The following is an 18,744-nucleotide window of genomic DNA, read 5'->3' as shown; positions in this document are numbered from 1 at the left end:
AAACTAGGGAATATCTAAGCCTTACTTCCCGAAATCCAGCCCCATTTCTTCGAATATCTCTTTATCGTCAGCCCAGTTTTCATCGACCTTCACGTGAAGGAACAGATGGACTTTCTGGCCCAAAACTTCGGACAATTCCTTGCGCGCCGCTTCGCCGATTGATTTGATCATCGATCCGCCTTTGCCGAGCACAATCGGTTTCTGGCTGTCGCGGCCGACCACGATTTGCTGGCGTACCTCGACGCTGCCGTCTTTCTTCTGCGTATAGCTTTCGGGGCGCACAGCGCTGTCATAGGGCAGCTCTTCGTGCAGTTGTTTGTACAATTGTTCGCGGGTTATTTCTGCGGCGAGCAAGCGTTCGCTGGCGTCACTGACCTGGTCTTCGGGATAATGCCATATCCCCTTGGGCATCAGCCCTGCCAGATGGTCTTTAAGTTCGGGTATTCCGTCACCCGTCAACGCAGAAACGAAGAACACTTCTTCGAACGGGACCATATTGGTCAATTCCTCGGCCAGCGCGAGCAGGGGTTCTTTTACCGCCTTGTCGACCTTGTTGAGCACGAGGATCTTGCGTTCGGGCCGGTTGGCCAGCGCCTCCACCAACGGGATCATTTCATGACGGCGCTGCTTCAGCGGATCGACCAGCAGGACAATCGCGTCGGCTTGCTCCGCGCCTTCCCATGCTGCGCTGACCATTGCGCGGTCGAGCCGGCGTTTGGGAGCGAAGATGCCGGGCGTGTCGACGAGGATAATCTGCACCGTGTCATGCAGCGCGATACCCATCAGGCGGGCGCGGGTGGTCTGCGCCTTGGCACTGGTAATCGCGACTTTTTGTCCGACCAGATTATTGACCAGCGTGCTCTTGCCAGCATTTGGCGCACCGATCACGGCAACTACGCCGCACTGCGTGTCTGTTTGGGGGCCGGATTGGGAATTAGTATTTTCGGTCAACCGAATGTCTCCATAAAATTTTGCGCAGCAGCGGTTTCCGCTTCCTGCTTGCTTGAGGCGTTACCCTCGGCTTCGCCCACATTCTGGACGGATACGCGAACGGTGAAATTTGCTTTGTGATCGGGGCCGGAACGGCTGACCAACTCATATTCGGGTGGGCGGCGTTTGTTGCCCGCGGCCCATTCCTGCAGCGCGCTTTTGGGATGTTTGGCGGTGCCAGCGGTACCTTCGACTTGCGATTTCCACAATTGCCGGATGAGCGCCTTGGTTGCGTCAAACCCATTGTCAAGAAACGCCGCGCCGAGCAGCGATTCCATAATATCACCCAAGACATTGTCGCTGGTGGCCGCGCCATCATCGCGTGCTTGCTTGCCCAAGCGAATATGTTTCGACGCGCCGATATCGCGCGCGGCCTGAGCGCAGGCCGCTTTGCTGACCAGAGCATTCAGACGCTGCGCCAATGCGCCTTCGGCACCGCGGCTTTGCTGGAACATCAGGTCAGCGATGGTCAGGCCCAACACGCGGTCGCCGAGAAATTCGAGCCGCTGGTAATCGCGAGCTTCGCCTGTGCTACCGTGCGTTAGCGCTTCGACCCATAGCGCCTGGTCCTTAATGACAAAGCCATGCGCTTCCAGCCAATCACGCGTGGCTCCTTCCAATTCAGTCGGTTTCTGGTTCATAGGCCGTTGCCGATCCGGTCGCCGCGCAATGCGGTAAACCACGTCCACGGCTTTATCCATTCCGCGCCGCCATCAGTGGACCACATGATCACAGATGCGCGCGCAACCAGCAATTCCTGTGGGACAAGGCCAACGCCGCCGCCGGGTGTCGCTGGGAAGCGGCTGTCCTGCGAATTGTCGCGATTGTCACCCATTACGAAGATCTTGCCTTCTGGCACGATAATGGGGCCGAAATTGTCCTTCTCCATCGCGCCGAAATCGAGCACGTTGTAGCTTTCGCCTGAAGGCAGGGTTTCTTTGAACTGCACATAGCTGCAGACCATCGTGCCATCGGGCTTGCTGACGGTTTCCGCCAGCGGGTGGCACAGGGTGTTGGGAGACAGCGCGTTTTCGAAATTCGCGATTCTTTGCTTGGGTACGGGCGTGCCGTTCAGGATGATCTGGCCCTGCTGCATTTCGATGGTGTCGCCGGGCAGCCCAATAGCGCGTTTGATGTAATCGGTGCCGTCGACCGGATGTTTGAAGATCACAATGTCGCCGCGTTCTGGCAGGCTTGCGAAAACCCGGCCGGGGATCAGCGGAACTTCGCCCGGCAGCGAATATTTGGAATAGCCATAGGCCCATTTGGACGCGAGCAGATGATCGCCATTCGCCAATTGCGGCAACATACTCTCGCTTGGAATGCTGAACGGCGAATAGATAAAGCTACGGAAAACGAGGACAATAAACACTAGCTTGATCAGAAAGACGATGAAGCTGTCTTCCTTCTTCGCGGGTTTTTCTGGGTTGGGAGTTTCACCGTCGGTAGTCACCGTAGGCTCGGTAATTTCATTCATGCTATTCGGCTGCTTTCTTGCAGAAGGTGGGAGCGGTCGCCATTCAACCGGATTGCAAAATTCCTATACGCCAGAAATTCGTATCCGCGGCTTTTCAATGGGTTCCAAATCATCGCGCCAGTCCCTACTCGTTGAAGCCCCCTGTAGGAAGGATTTTTGCATGAGCGACGCGGTTCGGGCCATTTGGAAAGAATTAGAAGCGCTGCCCCAGCGTAATTTGAACGATCTGTTCGAGGACGATGCGCGGATCGCTGCGTTGTCTGGCCGGATCGAGTGGGAAGTGGCTGATGATATGGTCAAGGCGCTTGGCGGCGATGCAACAAGCGGTGTCCTGTTCGACTGGTCCAAAACCCATCTGGATGATGCGCTGATGAGCGGCTTCGAAAAACTCGCCCACGCCCGGGATTTTACCGGCAACCGCGATGCGATGTTTGACGGCGAGAAGGTGAACAACACCGAAGGCCGCGCCGCAACGCATACCGCGCAGCGCGGGGTCGGGAACGAGGCCTATGTCGAAGAGGCCGAGGCGTTGCATTTGCGGATGAAGATGCTGGTTGAAGCGATTCACGAAGGCGCATTGGGACCGGTCAAACATCTGATCCATATCGGCATCGGCGGCAGCGCGCTCGGGCCAGCTTTGGCGATTGACGCGCTGACTCGCGATTTGGCGTTGGTCGATGTGCATGTCGTATCGAATATTGACGGGGTTGCGCTGGAGCAGGCCTTCGCCGCCTGCGATCCGGCCACTACAATGGTCGCAATTGCCTCCAAAACTTTCACCACAATCGAAACCATGACCAACGCCGCCAGCGCGCTCAAATGGCTGGGCGAGGGCGGGGTCGATGATACTTATGGCCGCGTGGTCGCGCTGACCGCCAATCCTGAAGCGGCGGTTGAATGGGGCGTGGATGAAACACGCGTTCTGCCGTTTAGCGAGACTGTTGGCGGGCGATATTCGCTGTGGTCCAGCATCGGCTTTCCGGTCGCGCTGGCAGTGGGTTGGGACGAATTCGCGCAATTCCTTGCTGGTGCAAGGGCGGTTGATCTGCATTTCCAAAGCACCGAAGGCCGCGAAAATTTACCGCTGCGCGCCGCCTTTGCCGACCAATATTACACGCGGCTTCGTGGATGCCAGACGCGCGCGGTGTTCGCCTATGACGAGCGGCTAGGCTTGTTTCCCGATTACCTTCAGCAATTGGAGATGGAGAGCAACGGCAAGAGCGTGACCTCCGCCGGAGAGCGGGTCGATGGCCCGACCGCGCCGATCACCTGGGGCGGGGTGGGCACTGACGCGCAACATGCTGTGTTCCAATTGCTGCATCAGGGCACGCATCTGATTCCGGTTGATTTCATCGCCAGCATTGCGCCGGGCGATGATCTTGATCCTGCGCATCACCGGATATTGCTGACCAATTGCTTTGCCCAAGGCGCGGCACTGATGGCGGGGCAGGCAAGCGAGGACGGAGCGCGCAATTTCGAAGGTGACCGCCCAAGCGCAACAATGCTGTGCGACGATCTGGATGCTGCGACATTGGGCGCGCTGATCGCGTTTCACGAGCACCGGACATTTGCCAATGCGGTGCTGATGGGGATTAATCCGTTCGACCAGTTCGGCGTCGAGCTGGGCAAGCAAATGGCCAATAGCATTGATGCTGGCGGGCAAAGCTTTGATGCGAGTACTGAGGCTTTGCTGGCGGCGGCGGGGCTAAGCTAAGCCGAGTTTTAGCCTCTGATCTTCATCCCAGCCTTCGTTAAGGCAATGAGTTAGGGCGGTCATGGTATGAATTTCGGTTGGAATTACATCCTCACCAACAAAACTCGCGGAGTTCTCTCCACTGGTGTAACTTCTGACATCGCCGCACGAATATACCGAACATAGGCCGGGTCAAGGTTCGGCATTTACCCGGCGCTATGATCTCGACAGGCTAGTTTTAGTCGAGCATCGCGGCACAATCGAAGATGCAAATCTGCGCAAAAATATCTGGGCTTGGAAACGCGACTGGAAGATACGGCTGATTGAGGAACAAAACCCAGACTGGCGTGATATGTTTGACGATGTACTGAGTTGAAAATTCTCGCGTCATCCTAGCGAAGGCTGGCATCGTTGGCCTTCCGGCTGGACATGCCTTCCGGCTGGAGATGATTGAGAACGATCCCAGCCTTTGCTGGGATGACGAAAGGGATTTAATGGCTGACTACGATTTCGACCTCTTCACTATCGGCGCTGGCTCGGGTGGCGTGCGCGCTTCTCGCGTGGCTTCTGCTCACGGGGCCAAGGTCGCCGTGGCTGAGGAATACCGCGTCGGCGGGACCTGCGTTATTCGCGGTTGTGTGCCCAAGAAGATGCTCGTTTACGGCGCGCATTTTGCCGAAGACCTTGAGGATGCCAGGCAATTCGGGTGGGATCTGGAAGAGCCGAAATTCGACTGGATCCGATTGCGCGATACGGTTCTTGGCGATGTCGACCGGCTTAACGGGCTTTATACCGAAACGCTTGAGAACCATGATGTCACCATTTTCCATGAACGCGCCGAGATAACCGGCCCGCACGAATTGACGCTCGCCAGCGGGAAAGTCGTCACTGCGAAATATATCCTGATTGCAACCGGCGCAGAGCCTGCAAGGCTAGAATTCCCAGGCAGCGAACACGCGATTACCTCCAACGAAGCGTTCCATCTTGGCCAATTGCCGAAGCGCGTAATGATCGCGGGCGGCGGCTATATCGCCAATGAATTCGCCGGCATTTTCAATGAATTCGGCTGCCAAGTTTGTATCGTGAACCGGAGCGATCAATTGCTGCGCGGTTATGATTACGCGTTGAGCGACCGGCTGCTGAAAATCAGCATGACCAAGGGCATCCAGTTCCACTTCAATACAACGTTTAAGGCCATTACCAAAAACGATGATGGCACGTTCCATGTAGAGCTGGACGGGGCAGACGATATGAATGTCGATCTGGTTATGTTCGCCACGGGCCGCAATCCGAATGTGAAGGGTCTTGGCCTCGAAACTGTAGGAGTAGATCAGGGCAAGATTGGCGAAATTATGGTCGATGAATTTTCGAAGACCAACGTCGATCATATCTATGCCGTGGGCGATGTGACCAACCGGGTTCAGCTGACGCCAGTCGCAATCCGTGAAGGGCAGGCCTTTGCCGACACGGTGTTTAACGATGACCCAAAATCAGTCAGCTATGACAGCATCCCAAGCGCGGTATTCAGCCATCCGCCGATTGCCGCCGTTGGTATGACCGAAGGCGAGGCACGTAATGCGCTAGGCAATATAAAAGTGTTCCAATCCGATTTCCGCCCGATGAAAAACGTTGTCGCGGGCCGGAACGAGCGCGGCCTTTATAAGATGATTGTCGATGCGGCGACCGACAAGGTGGTTGGCATTCACATGATCGGGCCTGAATCCGCAGAAATCCTCCAAGGCTTTGCCGTGGCGGTAAAAGCTGGCCTTACCAAGGCTGACTTTGACGCGACCGTCGCGATTCACCCCTCCATGGCGGAAGAGCTGGTGCTGCTTAAGTAAGTTGCTGCCAGCAACTCTTGCCGCTAGCCTCCCGCCAAAGGGAGATTATAAATGGCTGGTACAGTATTGGTAACGGGCGGAACGGGTTACATCGCGGGGGAATTGATCAAGCAATTGCTCGCCAAGGGGTGGAATATCCACACTACCGTTCGCGACAAAGCGAAGAGCGAGGCGGGACTGTTTGAACGCTTTGGCCAACCGGGCGAGCGGCTGAAAGTGTTTCAGGCGGAATTGATGAGCGATGATGGGTGGGCGCAGGCCAACGCGGGCTGCACCCATGTCGCGCATGTCGCCTCACCCCTGTCCGCACAAACTCCGAAGGACGAGAACGACATGATCGTTCCGGCGCGCGAAGGCACGTTGCGCGCGCTTCGCTTTGCCAAGGCAGCAGGTGTTACCCGCTTCGTCCAGACCAGCTCGATCGCGGCAGTCGCCTATGGCCGAGGCGATATGGAATACACCGTTACCGAAAGCGACTGGACCGATGTAAGCGACCCGGACACCACCCCCTATGCCAAGTCCAAAACCATTGCTGAACGTGCCGCGCGCGATTGGGTGGCGGCCGAGGGCGGTGATATCGAATTCGTCTCGGTAAATCCGGTGCTGGTGCTGGGGCCGGTTGATAGCGCAGATTTCTCGCCATCGGTTCAACCGGTTCAAATGCTGTTGAACGGTAAAGTGCCGCGTACGCCCGATATCGGTTTTGGCGTGGTCGATACGCGCGATGTCGCTGATTTGCATGTTCGCTGTCTGGAAACCCCCGGGATTGCCGGTGAACGCTTCATCGCAGCGGGCAAGTTCATGAAAATGATCGATCTTGCTAATGTCCTGCAATCCGGCCTGACCCCGCAGGAAGCGCGCAAAGTGCCGGCGAAGGCTATGCCCGGCTGGATGGCGAGCCTGTTCATGTTGGTCAATTCGGAATTCCGCTCGGTCAAAAACGAGCTTGGCCGCGTGCGCCATTCCGATGCCAGCCATGCGGAAAAAGTGCTGGGCTGGAAAACCCGATCAGAGGAAGAAAGCGTGCTCGATTGTGCACGCAGCCTGATTGATCTTGGTGTAGTGAAGGTTTGACCGCACTGGCCCAACCTCACTGGCCCAACCTCACTGGCCCAACCTCATTGGCCCAACCGCACTGGCTTGACCGTGCGTCAGGTGCGCGGCAAGGCGTTCGCATAGGAATGCACGACAAACAGGGACTTTGAATGTCAGCCAATATTGCCGAAATGGAAAACCGCCGTGAAGCCGCCCATATGGGCGGCGGTCAAAAGCGGATTGATGCGCAGCATGCCAAGGGCAAGTTGACTGCGCGCGAGCGTCTGGATGTGTTGCTTGACGAAGACAGTTTTGAAGAAGTCGATATGTATGTCGAACATGACTGCGTCGATTTCGGTATGGCGGAACAGAAAATTCCCGGTGATGGTGTGGTATGTGGCAGCGGCACGATTAATGGCCGGCTGGTCTATGTTTACTCCCAAGATTTCACAGTTTTTGGCGGATCGCTTTCCAAACGTCATGCGGAGAAAATCTGCAAGACCATGGAAACCGCGATGCGCAATGGCGCTCCTGTAATCGGTCTTAATGACAGCGGGGGCGCGCGCATTCAGGAAGGCGTCGCGTCGCTTGGCGGTTATGCCGATGTGTTCCAGCGCAACGTGCTGGCCAGCGGCGTTGTGCCGCAGATCAGCCTGATTATGGGCCCATGCGCGGGCGGCGCGGTGTACAGCCCCGCGATGACCGACTTCATCTTCATGGTGAAGGACAGCTCTTATATGTTTGTAACTGGTCCCGATGTGGTCAAAACGGTGACCAATGAAGTCGTGACGCAGGAAGAACTGGGCGGCGCGATTACGCATACGACCAAGACCAGCGTGGCCGATCTGGCGTTTGAGAACGACATCGAAACGCTGCTCGCGACGCGCGACTTCTTTGATTTCCTGCCGCTATCAAACCGCGAAGAAGTACCCGAACGCCCGACAGACGATCCTTTTGATCGCGAGGAAATGAGCCTCGACACGCTGATTCCGGATAACGCCAATCAGCCTTACGATATGCATGAAGTGCTGGCGAAAGTGCTGGACGAGGGGGACTTCTTCGAAATCCAGCCTGCTCATGCCGGCAACATCCTGTGCGGCTTTGGCCGGATTGAGGGCCGTACCGTGGGTGTTATCGCTAACCAGCCTATGGTGCTGGCAGGCGTGCTTGATATCAATGCGTCAAAGAAAGCCGCGCGGTTCGTGCGGTTCTGCGACGCGTTCGACATTCCGATCCTTACATTCGTCGATGTCCCCGGCTTCCTGCCCGGCACCGCGCAGGAGCATAACGGCATCATCAAACACGGCGCGAAACTGCTTTTCGCCTATGCCGAGGCGACCGTGCCCAAAATCACAGTGATCACCCGCAAAGCCTATGGCGGCGCGTATGACGTAATGGCGAGCAAACACCTTCGCGGCGACCTCAACCTCGCATGGCCAACCGCCGAAATCGCGGTGATGGGCGCAAAGGGCGCGGTAGAGATCATCTTCCGCGGCAAATCCACCGAAGAAATCGCCGAGAAAACCAGGGAATATGAAGACCGCTTCGCCAACCCGTTCGTGGCGGCACAACGCGGCTATATCGACAATGTGATCTACCCGCATTCCACGCGGCGGAGGATTGCTTTGGGGCTGCGGAAGTTGCGCGGGAAGCATCTGGAGAACCCGTGGAAGAAGCATGACAATATTCCGCTGTGAGTGAGCGCAATTTCTCTGGCAAGGTGATCGAAATAATCGCCGTCGGCGTTCTTTTCTTATTTCCGATCGGGATTTGGTATTCGGCGGTTTCGATGCGAGTACCATCCGATGTCATCATGCGGTTTGGTTCACCGGTAAGCCCAGCCAGTTTTTGGTTCCTTGCCGGAGTTTTCGCGATGGTTGGTCTAGCTAGCGTATATAAAGGCATGACAAACTTACGTTTCCCGCTTCGGGATCGCATATTTGTCAGCACAATCTTAGCGGCATGGTTCGTAGCGTGCGCTTTGGGCATTGCAGTGACAGCCACTAAGCAAAGCCACTTGCAGGAGGTAGTGTAAAACAAATGAAACTCGGCCGTCTCAACCACATCGGCGTTGCAACGCCCTCCATCGCGGAATCGATCCGCTATTACCGCGACGTCATGGGTGCGAAGATCACGCACAAACCTTTCGATCTCGAGGCGCAAGGGGTGAAGGTCTGCTTCGTAGATACGCCTGGCGCGGACGGAACGCATGGCACGCAGATCGAACTGATCGAGCCGCTCGGTCCCGAAAGCCCCATCGCCAATTTCCTAAAGACGAACCCTTCTGGCGGTCAGCACCACGTCTGTTATGAGGTTGAGGATATAGCGGATGCGCGCAAATGGTTCGAGGAAATGGGCAAGCGCATCCTCGGACCTACCCGCATCGGCGCGCATGGCACGCCCATCTTCTTCCTCCACCCCAAGGATATGATGGGCCAGTTGACCGAGATTATGGAAACGCCAAAGGAAGGCACGCATTGGTCAAATTGATGGGCCACTTGATCGGACAACAGATCAGGCGGACGCAGCGCGCCGTAACGGACTTGCTAAGCGGCTATACGGCGCGCTAATCCGGTTTCAAATCAGGACTTTTGGGAGAGATGCATGAGCTACGAACATATCAAGGTTGAGCGCGAAGGCCCGTTGATGGTCATCACTCTCAACCGTCCGGAACGCCTCAACGCGATGGCGCCGGGAATGGCGGATGAGATCGGTAATGCTTTCTATGACCTTGGCGATGCCCGCGCAGTGCTGATAACAGGTGAGGGCAAGGGTTTTTGCTCGGGCGCTGATCTGTCCGCACGTTCCAGCGACTCCAAGGGGGGAAGCCATCAGGCGCTGCAGAACCATTATAACCCTGCGATCAATCAAGTGCTGCGCGCACCAGTGCCGGTAATCTGCGCGGTTAATGGTCCGGCGGCCGGCGTGGGTTGTTCGCTCGCATTAGCAGCGGATTTCACCATCGCCAGCAAGTCCGCCTATTTCCTGCAAGCGTTCGTCAATATCGGCCTTGTCCCGGATGGCGGTTCGACATGGCTGCTGACCCGCGCCATTGGCCGCGCCCGTGCAACCCGCATGATGATGCTGGGCGAGAAGATCAGCGGCGAACAAGCCGAAGATTGGGGTCTGGTCTATAAGGCGGTCGAGGCTGACAGTTTGATGGATGAAGCACGCGCTCTGGCAGAAAAACTCGCCAATGGGCCGACGCTCGCGATCCGGACAATGAAAGCGAACATCAATCTGGCGCTGGACGGAACATTACCCGAAGTCTTCGTCAACGAAGCCGAAGGCCAGCGCCTAGCCGGGGCTAGCGCCGATGCGATGGAGGGCGGCATGGCATTCCTGCAAAAACGCAAAGCGGAATTTAAGGGCAAATAGTGCTGTTCTTTGATAGCCCGAACCCGGCACCCAATCCGCGCCGCGTCCGTATTTTCGCGGCGGAAAAGGGTATTGATCTGCCAAGCCGGGAAATCTCCATTCCCAAGCGCGAGCAGAAATCGGAAGAATTTCTTGCGATCAATCCGCGCGGCCAAACGCCAGCCTTGAAGCTGGATGATGGCACGGTGATTAGCGAAAGCATTTCGATCTGCCGCTATCTCGAGGGGCTTCATCCAGAGCCGGCCATGTTTGGAACGGAGCCGGTCGAAGCCGCGCAGATTGATATGTGGCTGCGCCGCGTGGAGATGATCCTGATGATTCCGGTGGGAGCGGTCTGGGTGCACACCCATGCGTTTACTGCTGCAATTCCGGGCCGGAATGCCGAATATGGCGAGGCCGCTCGTCCGCGTGTCGAAGAGGCCTATCGGTTCTTTGATAAGTCATTGGAGGGCCGCGAATTTCTGGCGAGTGACAGCTACTCGATTGCGGACATTGCGCTGCTGACAACTATGGATTTTTCGGCCTTTGCGGGTTGCCCTGCGCCGCAAGATTGTGCAGCGCTGACGGCATGGCATTCTCGTGTCAGCGAAAGGCCAAGCGCGGCCGCTTAAAGGACCTGATATGACAGATAAGCCGACCGTTTCCGATTGGAATGCTCTGGCTGACAAGGAATCCAAGGGCCGCGATTTATCCCGCGAAATGCCCGAGGGTTTCGCGCTGAAGCCGCTCTATACGCAAGCAGATGCAACTGATCCCGGCTTGCCCGGCTTCGCGCCGTTCACGCGCGGCGTGAAGGCGACGATGTATGCTGGCCGCCCGTGGACCATCCGCCAATATGCGGGATTCTCTACGGCAGAGGAGAGCAACGCGTTTTACCGCCGCAATCTGGCCGCCGGGCAAAAGGGTCTGTCGGTCGCATTCGATCTTGCCACCCATCGCGGCTACGATTCTGATCATCCGCGCGTTGTCGGCGACGTCGGCAAGGCGGGCGTGGCGATTGATACGGTCGAAGATATGCAAATTCTGTTCGACCAGATTCCGCTGGAAACAATGTCCGTGTCCATGACCATGAATGGCGCGGTTATTCCGATTTTGGCGTTCTACATCGTTGCGGGGGAAGAGCAGGGCGTGTCGCCGCAGCAGCTTTCGGGCACGATCCAGAACGACATTCTCAAAGAATTCATGGTCCGCAACACTTACATCTATCCGCCCGCGCCAAGCATGCGGATTGTGTCGGATATTATTGGTTATACCTCGGCCAATATGCCTCAGTTCAACTCGATTTCGATCAGCGGCTATCACATGCATGAAGCTGGCGCGACGGCGGTTCAGGAGCTTGCGTTCACCATTGCCGACGGCAAGGAATATGTGAAAAGCGCGATGGCGACCGGGCTGGACATTGATGCCTTCGCAGGGCGACTGAGTTTCTTCTTCGGCATCGGCATGAACTTCTTCATGGAAATCGCCAAGCTGCGCGCCGCACGCACATTGTGGTACAAGGTTATGGACGATCTCGGCGCGCAATCCGAACGCTCCAAAATGCTTCGAACGCATTGCCAGACCTCGGGTGTTAGCTTGCAGGAGCAAGATCCTTACAACAACGTCATCCGCACCACGGTGGAGGCGATGGCCGCGACGCTTGGCGGAACGCAATCGCTGCACACCAACGCGCTCGATGAAGCTATCGCGCTGCCGACTGATTTCAGCGCGCGCATCGCGCGCAACACGCAACTGGTTTTGCAGGAGGAAACCGGCATCACCGATGTCGTCGATCCGCTTGGCGGCAGCTATTATATCGAGGCCCTGACGGCGAAACTGGTCGAGGAAGCCGAAGTGCTTATGGCCGAAGTCGACGAGCTCGGCGGGATGACCATCGCGGTCGATAGCGGGATGCCGAAACAGCGGATCGAAGAGGCTGCTGCAGCGAAGCAAACGCGGGTTGATAAGGGCGAAGATGTAATTGTCGGCGTGAACAAATATCGCCGCGAGACGGAGGATCATCTCGACACGCTGGACATCGATAATCACAAGGTCCGCACGGGCCAGATTGCACGGCTGAATAAGAACCGCGAAGGCCGCGACGAGGCTGCATGTCAGGCGGCGCTGAGGGCTTTGACCGAGGGAGCGAAGACCGAGGGAAACTTGCTCGCTCTGGCTGTCGATGCGGCGCGTGCCCGCGCCACTCTCGGCGAGATTTCTTCAGCGATGGAAGAAGTATTCGGACGTTACGATACCACGCCAAAGCCGGTCACAGGCGTTTACAAAACCGCCTACGAGTTCGACCAACGCTGGGCGCAAGTTCTGGATGGGGTCCAGGCTGTGGAACGCCGGCTTGGCCGCAAGCCGAAGATTATGGTCGCAAAGATGGGTCAAGACGGCCACGATCGCGGCGCAAATGTGATCGCCAGCGCCTTCAGCGATATGGGCTTTGAAGTCGTGTCCGGCCCCTTGTTCCAGACTCCCGACGAGACCGTGAAAATGGCGCTGGAGCATGATGTCGATGCGATCGGCGCAAGCTCGCTCGCGGCGGGTCACAAGACGCTAATTCCTGAATTGATCGACTTGCTCAAAGGCGCTGGCCGGCAAGATATCAAAGTGGTCGCAGGAGGCGTCATCCCGCCGCAAGATTACGACTTCCTCCGAGAGGCGGGCGTGCAGGGCATCTATGGCCCTGGCTCTAACGTGGTTGAATGCGGCGCAGACATGCTGCGATTACTAGGGCATAATATGCCGCCTGCAGGTGAGGAATTGGGAGGGGAGGAGTAGCTTTCCTTCCACCCGTCAACCCTAGCCTATTAGAAGGGTCGTATTTTACTTTATCGCTTGAAAAAGAAGAAGAACGGCAAGGCTTTGAACAGCTCAGCCCGAACGGAGTTTATAGTTTGACCAATATCCGCACTGACTGGACCCGCGACGAAATCGCGGTGCTGTTCAACCTTCCGTTTACCGAACTACTGTTCCAAGCGGCCAGCGTTCACCGTGAAAACCATCCCCCCAGCCAAGTTCAGCTGTGCACTTTGCTGTCGATCAAGACCGGCGGCTGCCCAGAGGATTGCGGCTATTGTTCGCAGTCGGTGAAGGCGGACTCCGGGGTCGAGGCGACCAAGCTGATGGATGTGCAGGCGGTGTTGCAATCGGCAGCTCAGGCCAAGGATCATGGCAGTCAGCGTTTCTGTATGGGCGCGGCTTGGCGCAACCCGAAAGACCGCGATATGCCCGCGATTGTCGAGATCGTGAAGGGCGTGCGCGGGATGGGTTTAGAGACCTGTATGACGCTGGGTATGCTGACGCCGAAACAGGCGGATATGCTCGCCGAGGCTGGGCTCGATTATTACAATCACAACATCGACAGCAGCCCTGAATATTACGAGCGGGTGATCAGTACGCGCAAGTTTGAAGAGCGGATTGAAACGCTCGATCATGTCCGCAATTCCGGCATTAATGTGTGCAGCGGCGGAATCGTGGGCATGGGCGAAACACGCGAAGATCGCGTTGGTTTCGTCCACACTCTGGCGACTTTGCCGCAGCATCCCGAAAGCGTCCCGGTCAATGCGCTGGTGCCGGTTAAGGGCACGGTGCTCGGCGATATGTTGGCCGATACGCCGATGGCCAAGATCGACGATATCGAATTTGTCCGCACGGTTGCGGTTGCGCGGATAACCATGCCGATGAGCATGGTACGGCTTTCGGCAGGTCGCGAGAGCATGTCAGACGCGGCGCAGGCGCTCTGCTTTATGGCGGGTGCGAATTCGATCTTCACAGGCGACAAATTGTTGACCGCGCCAAATGCAGGCGATGATAGCGATGCGGCTTTGTTCGAGCGACTTGGGCTGACCGCGCTGCAAGGCGAAGAGCCGATGCGAATAGCTCAGGGAGGCGGGTGCAAAGTGCCCGAGCCTGCGGAGTGATTGTTAAAAATCCAGTTATCCTTGCGAAGGCTGGGATCGGTCACCACGGCGTGCACGCTAACGGAAAGCGGCCCCAGCCTGCGCTGGGGTGACGGATAGCGATGAGCCTTGGTTTCTCCGTCGATGACCTTCTCCCGCGCGCTCGCGGGGGTGGGCAGCTTAAGATGGGATTGGTCAGTCTGGGTGAGGGCGAGTGGCTTCAATCCGATCCCGATATTGAGGCCAGGAAATCAGCCTTCGCGGCACACCCTGATAGCATTCAGCTTTCGCCAGAAGCCAAAGCGCCCGGACAAGAACTCGCCGCAATGCTCGGCATCTCAGGCGCGCTCCCACAAGCCGCAGCCGCGCATCACGAGGACATGTGCCTGCTGACCCGCAGGCCTGACGAGGATATTTACCGCATGGTGGGCGCGGCAGTCGCATACCCGACTGACTGGCATCCGAAAGATAAACTCGGCCTCCCGCTCGCCGCAATGCATGCGCCGATCCAAGGATATGCGGAGCAATTGGCGAGCGGTGTCGATCATTTCATGGCAAAACTGAAGCCGGGTAAGATATTCGGACGCTGCAACTGGTTTGTCGCGCCGACCCCTGAATTGCGCTGGATCGCCGGCAGCTCGCCCGAAATTGCCTTTGGCGATGTAACCGCGGGCAATGCCGGTGAAACGCTATTTGTTCGCAGCGAAAGGCAAACATTACGGCGGTTGCCCGAAACGGGAGCGATCGTGTTCACCATCGGCGTTTATGTTGTGCCGCTTGGCAGCCTCTCGCGCGCAAATGTGGAATTGCTTGCGAACGCGATGGAGGGATTGTTGCAAGGTGAGGGCGACCGGCGCGGTGCCCCCCATTACGCGGACGCCTTAATTGGTTATGCCGCAAGATAATTGAGGAACCACCGATGATGATCTTTACTCCACTTATTATGCTCGCCGCAGCTGCTTCGCCCAATCCCGACTGGAATTGCGACGAGCCTATGGTGCAGCAGGAAATGAACTGGTGCGCGCATCAGGATTATCTCGCGGCCGACGCCGAAATGAATGCGCAATGGGCCAAGACCTCCGCCATCCAGAAGGAACGCGATGAGCAATGGTCGGACGGGCACGGCAATGTTGACGATGGCCAGCCTGGTTTTTTCCAGACGATGCTAGATGCCCAGCGCGCCTGGATTGCTTTCCGCGATGCGCATTGCAGCAGCGAAGGCTATTATGCACGCGGCGGGACTTTAGAGCCTCTGCTCGTTTCCAGTTGCAAGGCTACATTGACGCGGGAACGGACTGCGCAATTGGCAGGGTTGATTGTGTCGTAAATTTACAATCTATGTTGCCGTTTCTGTATTATCCCATTCGGCGGGGGACGTGAGGCAGGCATTGCCTGCACTCGGTTACATTCCTCAGGGGCGCTAACTGCAACTGGGATAATACTATGAAAAAACTGATGTTTGCTGCTGCGGCGGCTTTGTGTGTGCCAGCGATGCCATCTACCGCATTGGCCGATGGGCATGAGGCGATGGAACTTGCCAAGGTCGACTGGTACCGGGTCAATTTGATAAAGTGGGAGCAAGGTAAGACTGGCCGAGCCCACGAAATCATCGACCTGTTCCAAAAAGTTGATGAAGCTTTGGGGCGTGATGGAACTATGCATTTTCACATGGGCACGGGCGAGTGGGATAGCATAGTCGCTATGCCAATGCGCAATGGTATTGCTGCTATGGGCTGGGCCAATAATCCCGACGGCGATGCATGGGATGCCGAGTTTGCAAAGCAAAACGGCGGTGAAGAAAAAGCCAAAGCGATTTGGGATGAATTCAACTCTCTTATTGCTAGGCAACAGCGGCATATCGGGCATATCGACCAAGACTAATCTGCTAGGTTGAATGATACCTGCGAGGGCGGCATAGGTAGTTTGTATCTATCCTGTCTTCGGAGGCCCGATGTTCAAGAAAATTCTGATTGCCAATCGTGGTGAAATTGCCTGCCGTGTGATCAAGACTGCGCGCCGGATGGGTATCGCCACGGTCGCTGTCTATTCCGACGCCGATGCCCGCGCGCCATTTGTAAAGATGGCGGATGAGGCCGTCCATATCGGGCCATCGGCAGCTGCAGAAAGCTATTTGCTGCCCGAGAAAATTATCGCTGCGTGTAAGCAAACCGGTGCCGAAGCCGTTCACCCGGGTTATGGTTTTCTATCCGAGCGGACCAGCTTTGCCGAAGCACTGGCGAAAGAGGGGATCGAATTTATCGGCCCACCAACCGGCGCAATTGCCGCAATGGGCGACAAGATCGAATCCAAAAAAGCTGGCGATGAAAGCAGGGGTGAACGTTGTTCCCGGTTTTGTCGGCGAAATTGATGATACCGAACACGCTGTGCGGATCTCGGAAGAAATCGGCTATCCGGTGATGATGAAAGCCAGTGCTGGCGGCGGCGGGAAGGGAATGCGGCTTGCCTATAATGAACAGGACGTGCGCGAGGGTTTTGAAGCGACCAAGCGTGAAGGATTAAACTCGTTCGGCGATGACCGTGTCTTTATCGAGAAATTCATCCTCAATCCGCGTCATATTGAAATCCAGATCCTGGGCGATAAGCACGGCAATATTCTTTACCTCAATGAACGCGAATGTTCGATCCAGCGCCGTCACCAGAAAGTGGTCGAGGAAGCGCCATCGCCGTTCGTGACACCCAAAATGCGCAAGGCAATGGGTGAGCAATGCGTCGCATTGTCGCGGGCCGTTGAATATCACAGCGCCGGCACGGTGGAACTGATTGTCAGCGGTGCGGATCCAAGCGGGGAGAGCTTTTACTTCCTCGAAATGAACACCCGTTTACAGGTTGAACATCCCGTAACCGAAGCAATCACCGGGGTCGATCTGGTCGAACAGATGATTCGCGTTGCGGCGGGTGAAAAGCTCGCCATGACGCAGGATGATGTGAAGATTGACGGTTGGGCAATCGAAAACCGTGTCTATGCCGAAGATCCCTATCGCGGGTTCCTGCCATCTACTGGCCGCTTGGTTGAATATGAGCCACCGGTCGAGCCATGGGCCGATGACGGATGCGAGAATGGCCGACGCGGCGTCGATGGCGTGCGCGTTGATGATGGTGTGTTCGAGGGCGGCGAAGTTTCGATATTTTATGACCCGATGATCGCCAAGCTGATCACTTGGGGTAAAACTCGCGATGAAGCCGCCGATTTGCAGGTGCAGGCACTCGATGCATTCCGGATTAAGGGGCTGGGCCACAATATCGATTTCCTCAGCGCGATTATGCAGCATGACCGTTTCCGCAGCGGGGAACTGACCACTGGATTCATTGCCGAAGAATATCCTGACGGGTTTGAGGGTGCGCCGGCTTCTGAGCGATTGAAGCGCGGTCTCGCAGCGATTGGCGGGGTTATTGCTACCGCTGATGCAGACCGTGCGCGGCGCGGCAACCAGCAGCTGAACGGGCGGACTGCACCCCCTGGTGATTGGACCGTGATGCTGGACGGACGCGACTATGCGGTCTGTCTTGAGGAAGATGGCATTACTGTCGATGGCGTGCTGCTCGAGTTGGAAATGGAATATACGCCCGGTGATGTGATCGTTGATGCCGATCTGGACGGTGATTTGCTGACCATGCAGTTGGCGCCGACACGGACTGGCTATGCCATCACCACCCGTGGTGCGACGCAAACTCTCCGTATCCTGCCGGCGCATATCGCACCGCTAGCACAGCATATGATCGAGAAGATTCCGCCCGATCTCAGTAAATTCCTGATCTGCCCAATGCCCGGCTTGCTCGTAAAATTGCATGTAGGTGAAGGTGAAGAAGTTCAAGCAGGACAGCCGCTGGCGACTGTCGAAGCGATGAAGATGGAGAACATCCTCCGCGCTGAAAAGGCCGGGACGATTGCAAAGATAAACGCAGAGCAAGGAGAGAGCCTGGCGGTCGATGCCGTTATTCTCGAGCTTGAATAATGCACCTGCACCACAGTCCTGACGAGCCTGCTGCGGAACAAATTGCCTTCGATAATTTCCTGAAGGTGGATATTCGCATCGGGACCATCATCACGGCGGAGGAATTTCCGGAAGCGCGAAATCCCAGCTTCAAATTGCAGATCGACTTCGGGCCTGCGATTGGCGTTAAGAAGAGCTGCGCACAGATTGCTGCGAATTATCCGGCTGATGAATTGCCAGGCAGGCAGATTGCCGCGGTTGTCAATTTCCCTCCGCGTCAGATTGGCCCGGCAATGTCCGAGGTGCTGACGCTGGGATTCGCTGATGAGGAAGGCGAAGTTGTGCTGTTTGCGCCCGATGTGAAAGTGCCTGACGGATCACGTCTGTTCTGAACCAAATGCGGCCAGCGCAATTGACCGAGCCGGAAAAATCCCTGGTGGTTTGATGGTCTGGTGGTTTGATGGTTTGACGGTTGGGCGCTCGGTACAAA

At 56.6% G+C, this 18,744-nt stretch carries 16 protein-coding genes and 2 pseudogenes; 15 read left to right on the top strand and 3 right to left on the bottom strand.

Going from position 1 to position 18,744, the window contains the following annotated elements; all coding sequences use genetic code 11:
* Positions 1-21: 21 nt before the first annotated feature.
* Genes era through lepB form a run of 3 tightly spaced genes read right to left on the bottom strand, consistent with a single transcriptional unit; the run spans position 22 to position 2,467 of the window.
* A complete protein-coding gene (gene era / locus GRI36_RS10055; RefSeq protein ID WP_202392156.1) occupies positions 22-951 on the bottom strand; it encodes a GTPase Era in 930 nt (309 codons plus the stop codon).
* A complete protein-coding gene (gene rnc, locus GRI36_RS10050; protein WP_160598344.1) occupies positions 948-1,631 on the bottom strand; it encodes a ribonuclease III in 684 nt (227 codons plus the stop codon). The genes era and rnc overlap by 4 nt, the downstream gene beginning before the upstream one ends.
* Positions 1,628-2,467, bottom strand: coding sequence for a signal peptidase I (lepB, locus tag GRI36_RS10045; RefSeq protein WP_160598343.1), 840 nt, complete (start codon positions 2,465-2,467; stop codon positions 1,628-1,630). The genes rnc and lepB overlap by 4 nt, the downstream gene beginning before the upstream one ends.
* Positions 2,468-2,627: 160 nt before the next feature.
* Here lepB and pgi point away from each other — a divergent pair, with 160 nt between their 5' ends.
* The 15 genes and pseudogenes from pgi (at position 2,628) to GRI36_RS09975 (ending at position 18,646) form a co-directional block, all read left to right on the top strand.
* A complete protein-coding gene (pgi, locus tag GRI36_RS10040; RefSeq protein WP_160598342.1) occupies positions 2,628-4,181 on the top strand; it encodes a glucose-6-phosphate isomerase in 1,554 nt (517 codons plus the stop codon).
* Between the two features lie 66 nt (positions 4,182-4,247).
* Positions 4,248-4,536: pseudogene (locus GRI36_RS14095) on the top strand (GIY-YIG nuclease family protein).
* A 118-nt stretch (positions 4,537-4,654) separates the two neighbouring features.
* Positions 4,655-6,001: a glutathione-disulfide reductase gene (gorA, locus tag GRI36_RS10035; RefSeq protein WP_160598341.1), complete on the top strand. Its 1,347-nt coding sequence runs from the start codon at positions 4,655-4,657 to the stop codon at positions 5,999-6,001.
* A 51-nt stretch (positions 6,002-6,052) separates the two neighbouring features.
* Complete coding sequence (locus GRI36_RS10030; RefSeq protein WP_160598340.1) at positions 6,053-7,075, top strand: NAD-dependent epimerase/dehydratase family protein; 1,023 nt, start codon at positions 6,053-6,055, stop codon at positions 7,073-7,075.
* A 131-nt stretch (positions 7,076-7,206) separates the two neighbouring features.
* The gene (locus GRI36_RS10025; RefSeq protein WP_160598339.1) at positions 7,207-8,733 is read left to right on the top strand and encodes an acyl-CoA carboxylase subunit beta; all 1,527 of its coding nucleotides are present in this window, start codon (positions 7,207-7,209) and stop codon (positions 8,731-8,733) included.
* Between the two features lie 343 nt (positions 8,734-9,076).
* The gene (mce, locus tag GRI36_RS10020) at positions 9,077-9,526 is read left to right on the top strand and encodes a methylmalonyl-CoA epimerase (RefSeq protein ID WP_160598338.1); all 450 of its coding nucleotides are present in this window, start codon (positions 9,077-9,079) and stop codon (positions 9,524-9,526) included.
* Positions 9,527-9,640: 114 nt separating this feature from the next.
* Entirely contained in the window at positions 9,641-10,414 is a 774-nt protein-coding gene (locus GRI36_RS10015; RefSeq protein ID WP_160598337.1) for an enoyl-CoA hydratase-related protein, read from the top strand.
* Complete coding sequence (locus GRI36_RS10010) at positions 10,414-11,025, top strand: glutathione S-transferase family protein (RefSeq protein ID WP_160598336.1); 612 nt, start codon at positions 10,414-10,416, stop codon at positions 11,023-11,025. Before GRI36_RS10015 ends, GRI36_RS10010 begins: the two co-directional genes overlap by 1 nt.
* 10 nt (positions 11,026-11,035) lie before the next feature.
* Positions 11,036-13,180, top strand: a complete 2,145-nt coding sequence (gene scpA, locus GRI36_RS10005) for a methylmalonyl-CoA mutase (protein WP_160598335.1) — start codon at positions 11,036-11,038, stop codon at positions 13,178-13,180.
* A 116-nt stretch (positions 13,181-13,296) separates the two neighbouring features.
* Entirely contained in the window at positions 13,297-14,322 is a 1,026-nt protein-coding gene (bioB, locus tag GRI36_RS10000) for a biotin synthase BioB (protein ID WP_160598334.1), read from the top strand.
* Between the two features lie 101 nt (positions 14,323-14,423).
* Positions 14,424-15,206, top strand: coding sequence for a heme-dependent oxidative N-demethylase family protein (locus GRI36_RS09995; RefSeq protein WP_160598333.1), 783 nt, complete (start codon positions 14,424-14,426; stop codon positions 15,204-15,206).
* A gap of 14 nt (positions 15,207-15,220) precedes the next feature.
* Positions 15,221-15,628, top strand: a complete 408-nt coding sequence (locus GRI36_RS09990) for a lysozyme inhibitor LprI family protein (protein ID WP_160598332.1) — start codon at positions 15,221-15,223, stop codon at positions 15,626-15,628.
* 116 nt (positions 15,629-15,744) lie between these two features.
* Positions 15,745-16,182, top strand: coding sequence for a hypothetical protein (locus GRI36_RS09985; protein ID WP_160598331.1), 438 nt, complete (start codon positions 15,745-15,747; stop codon positions 16,180-16,182).
* A gap of 70 nt (positions 16,183-16,252) precedes the next feature.
* Positions 16,253-18,275, top strand: a pseudogene (locus GRI36_RS09980) (ATP-binding protein).
* Positions 18,275-18,646, top strand: a complete 372-nt coding sequence (locus GRI36_RS09975) for a tRNA-binding protein (RefSeq protein ID WP_160598330.1) — start codon at positions 18,275-18,277, stop codon at positions 18,644-18,646. The pseudogene GRI36_RS09980 and the gene GRI36_RS09975 overlap by 1 nt, the downstream one beginning before the upstream one ends.
* Positions 18,647-18,744 lie beyond the last annotated feature (98 nt).

It is taken from the genome of Pontixanthobacter gangjinensis, from assembly GCF_009827545.1.
In the GTDB taxonomy this organism is placed as follows: domain Bacteria; phylum Pseudomonadota; class Alphaproteobacteria; order Sphingomonadales; family Sphingomonadaceae; genus Pontixanthobacter; species Pontixanthobacter gangjinensis.
This window is presented reverse-complemented; position numbering and strand designations above follow the sequence as displayed.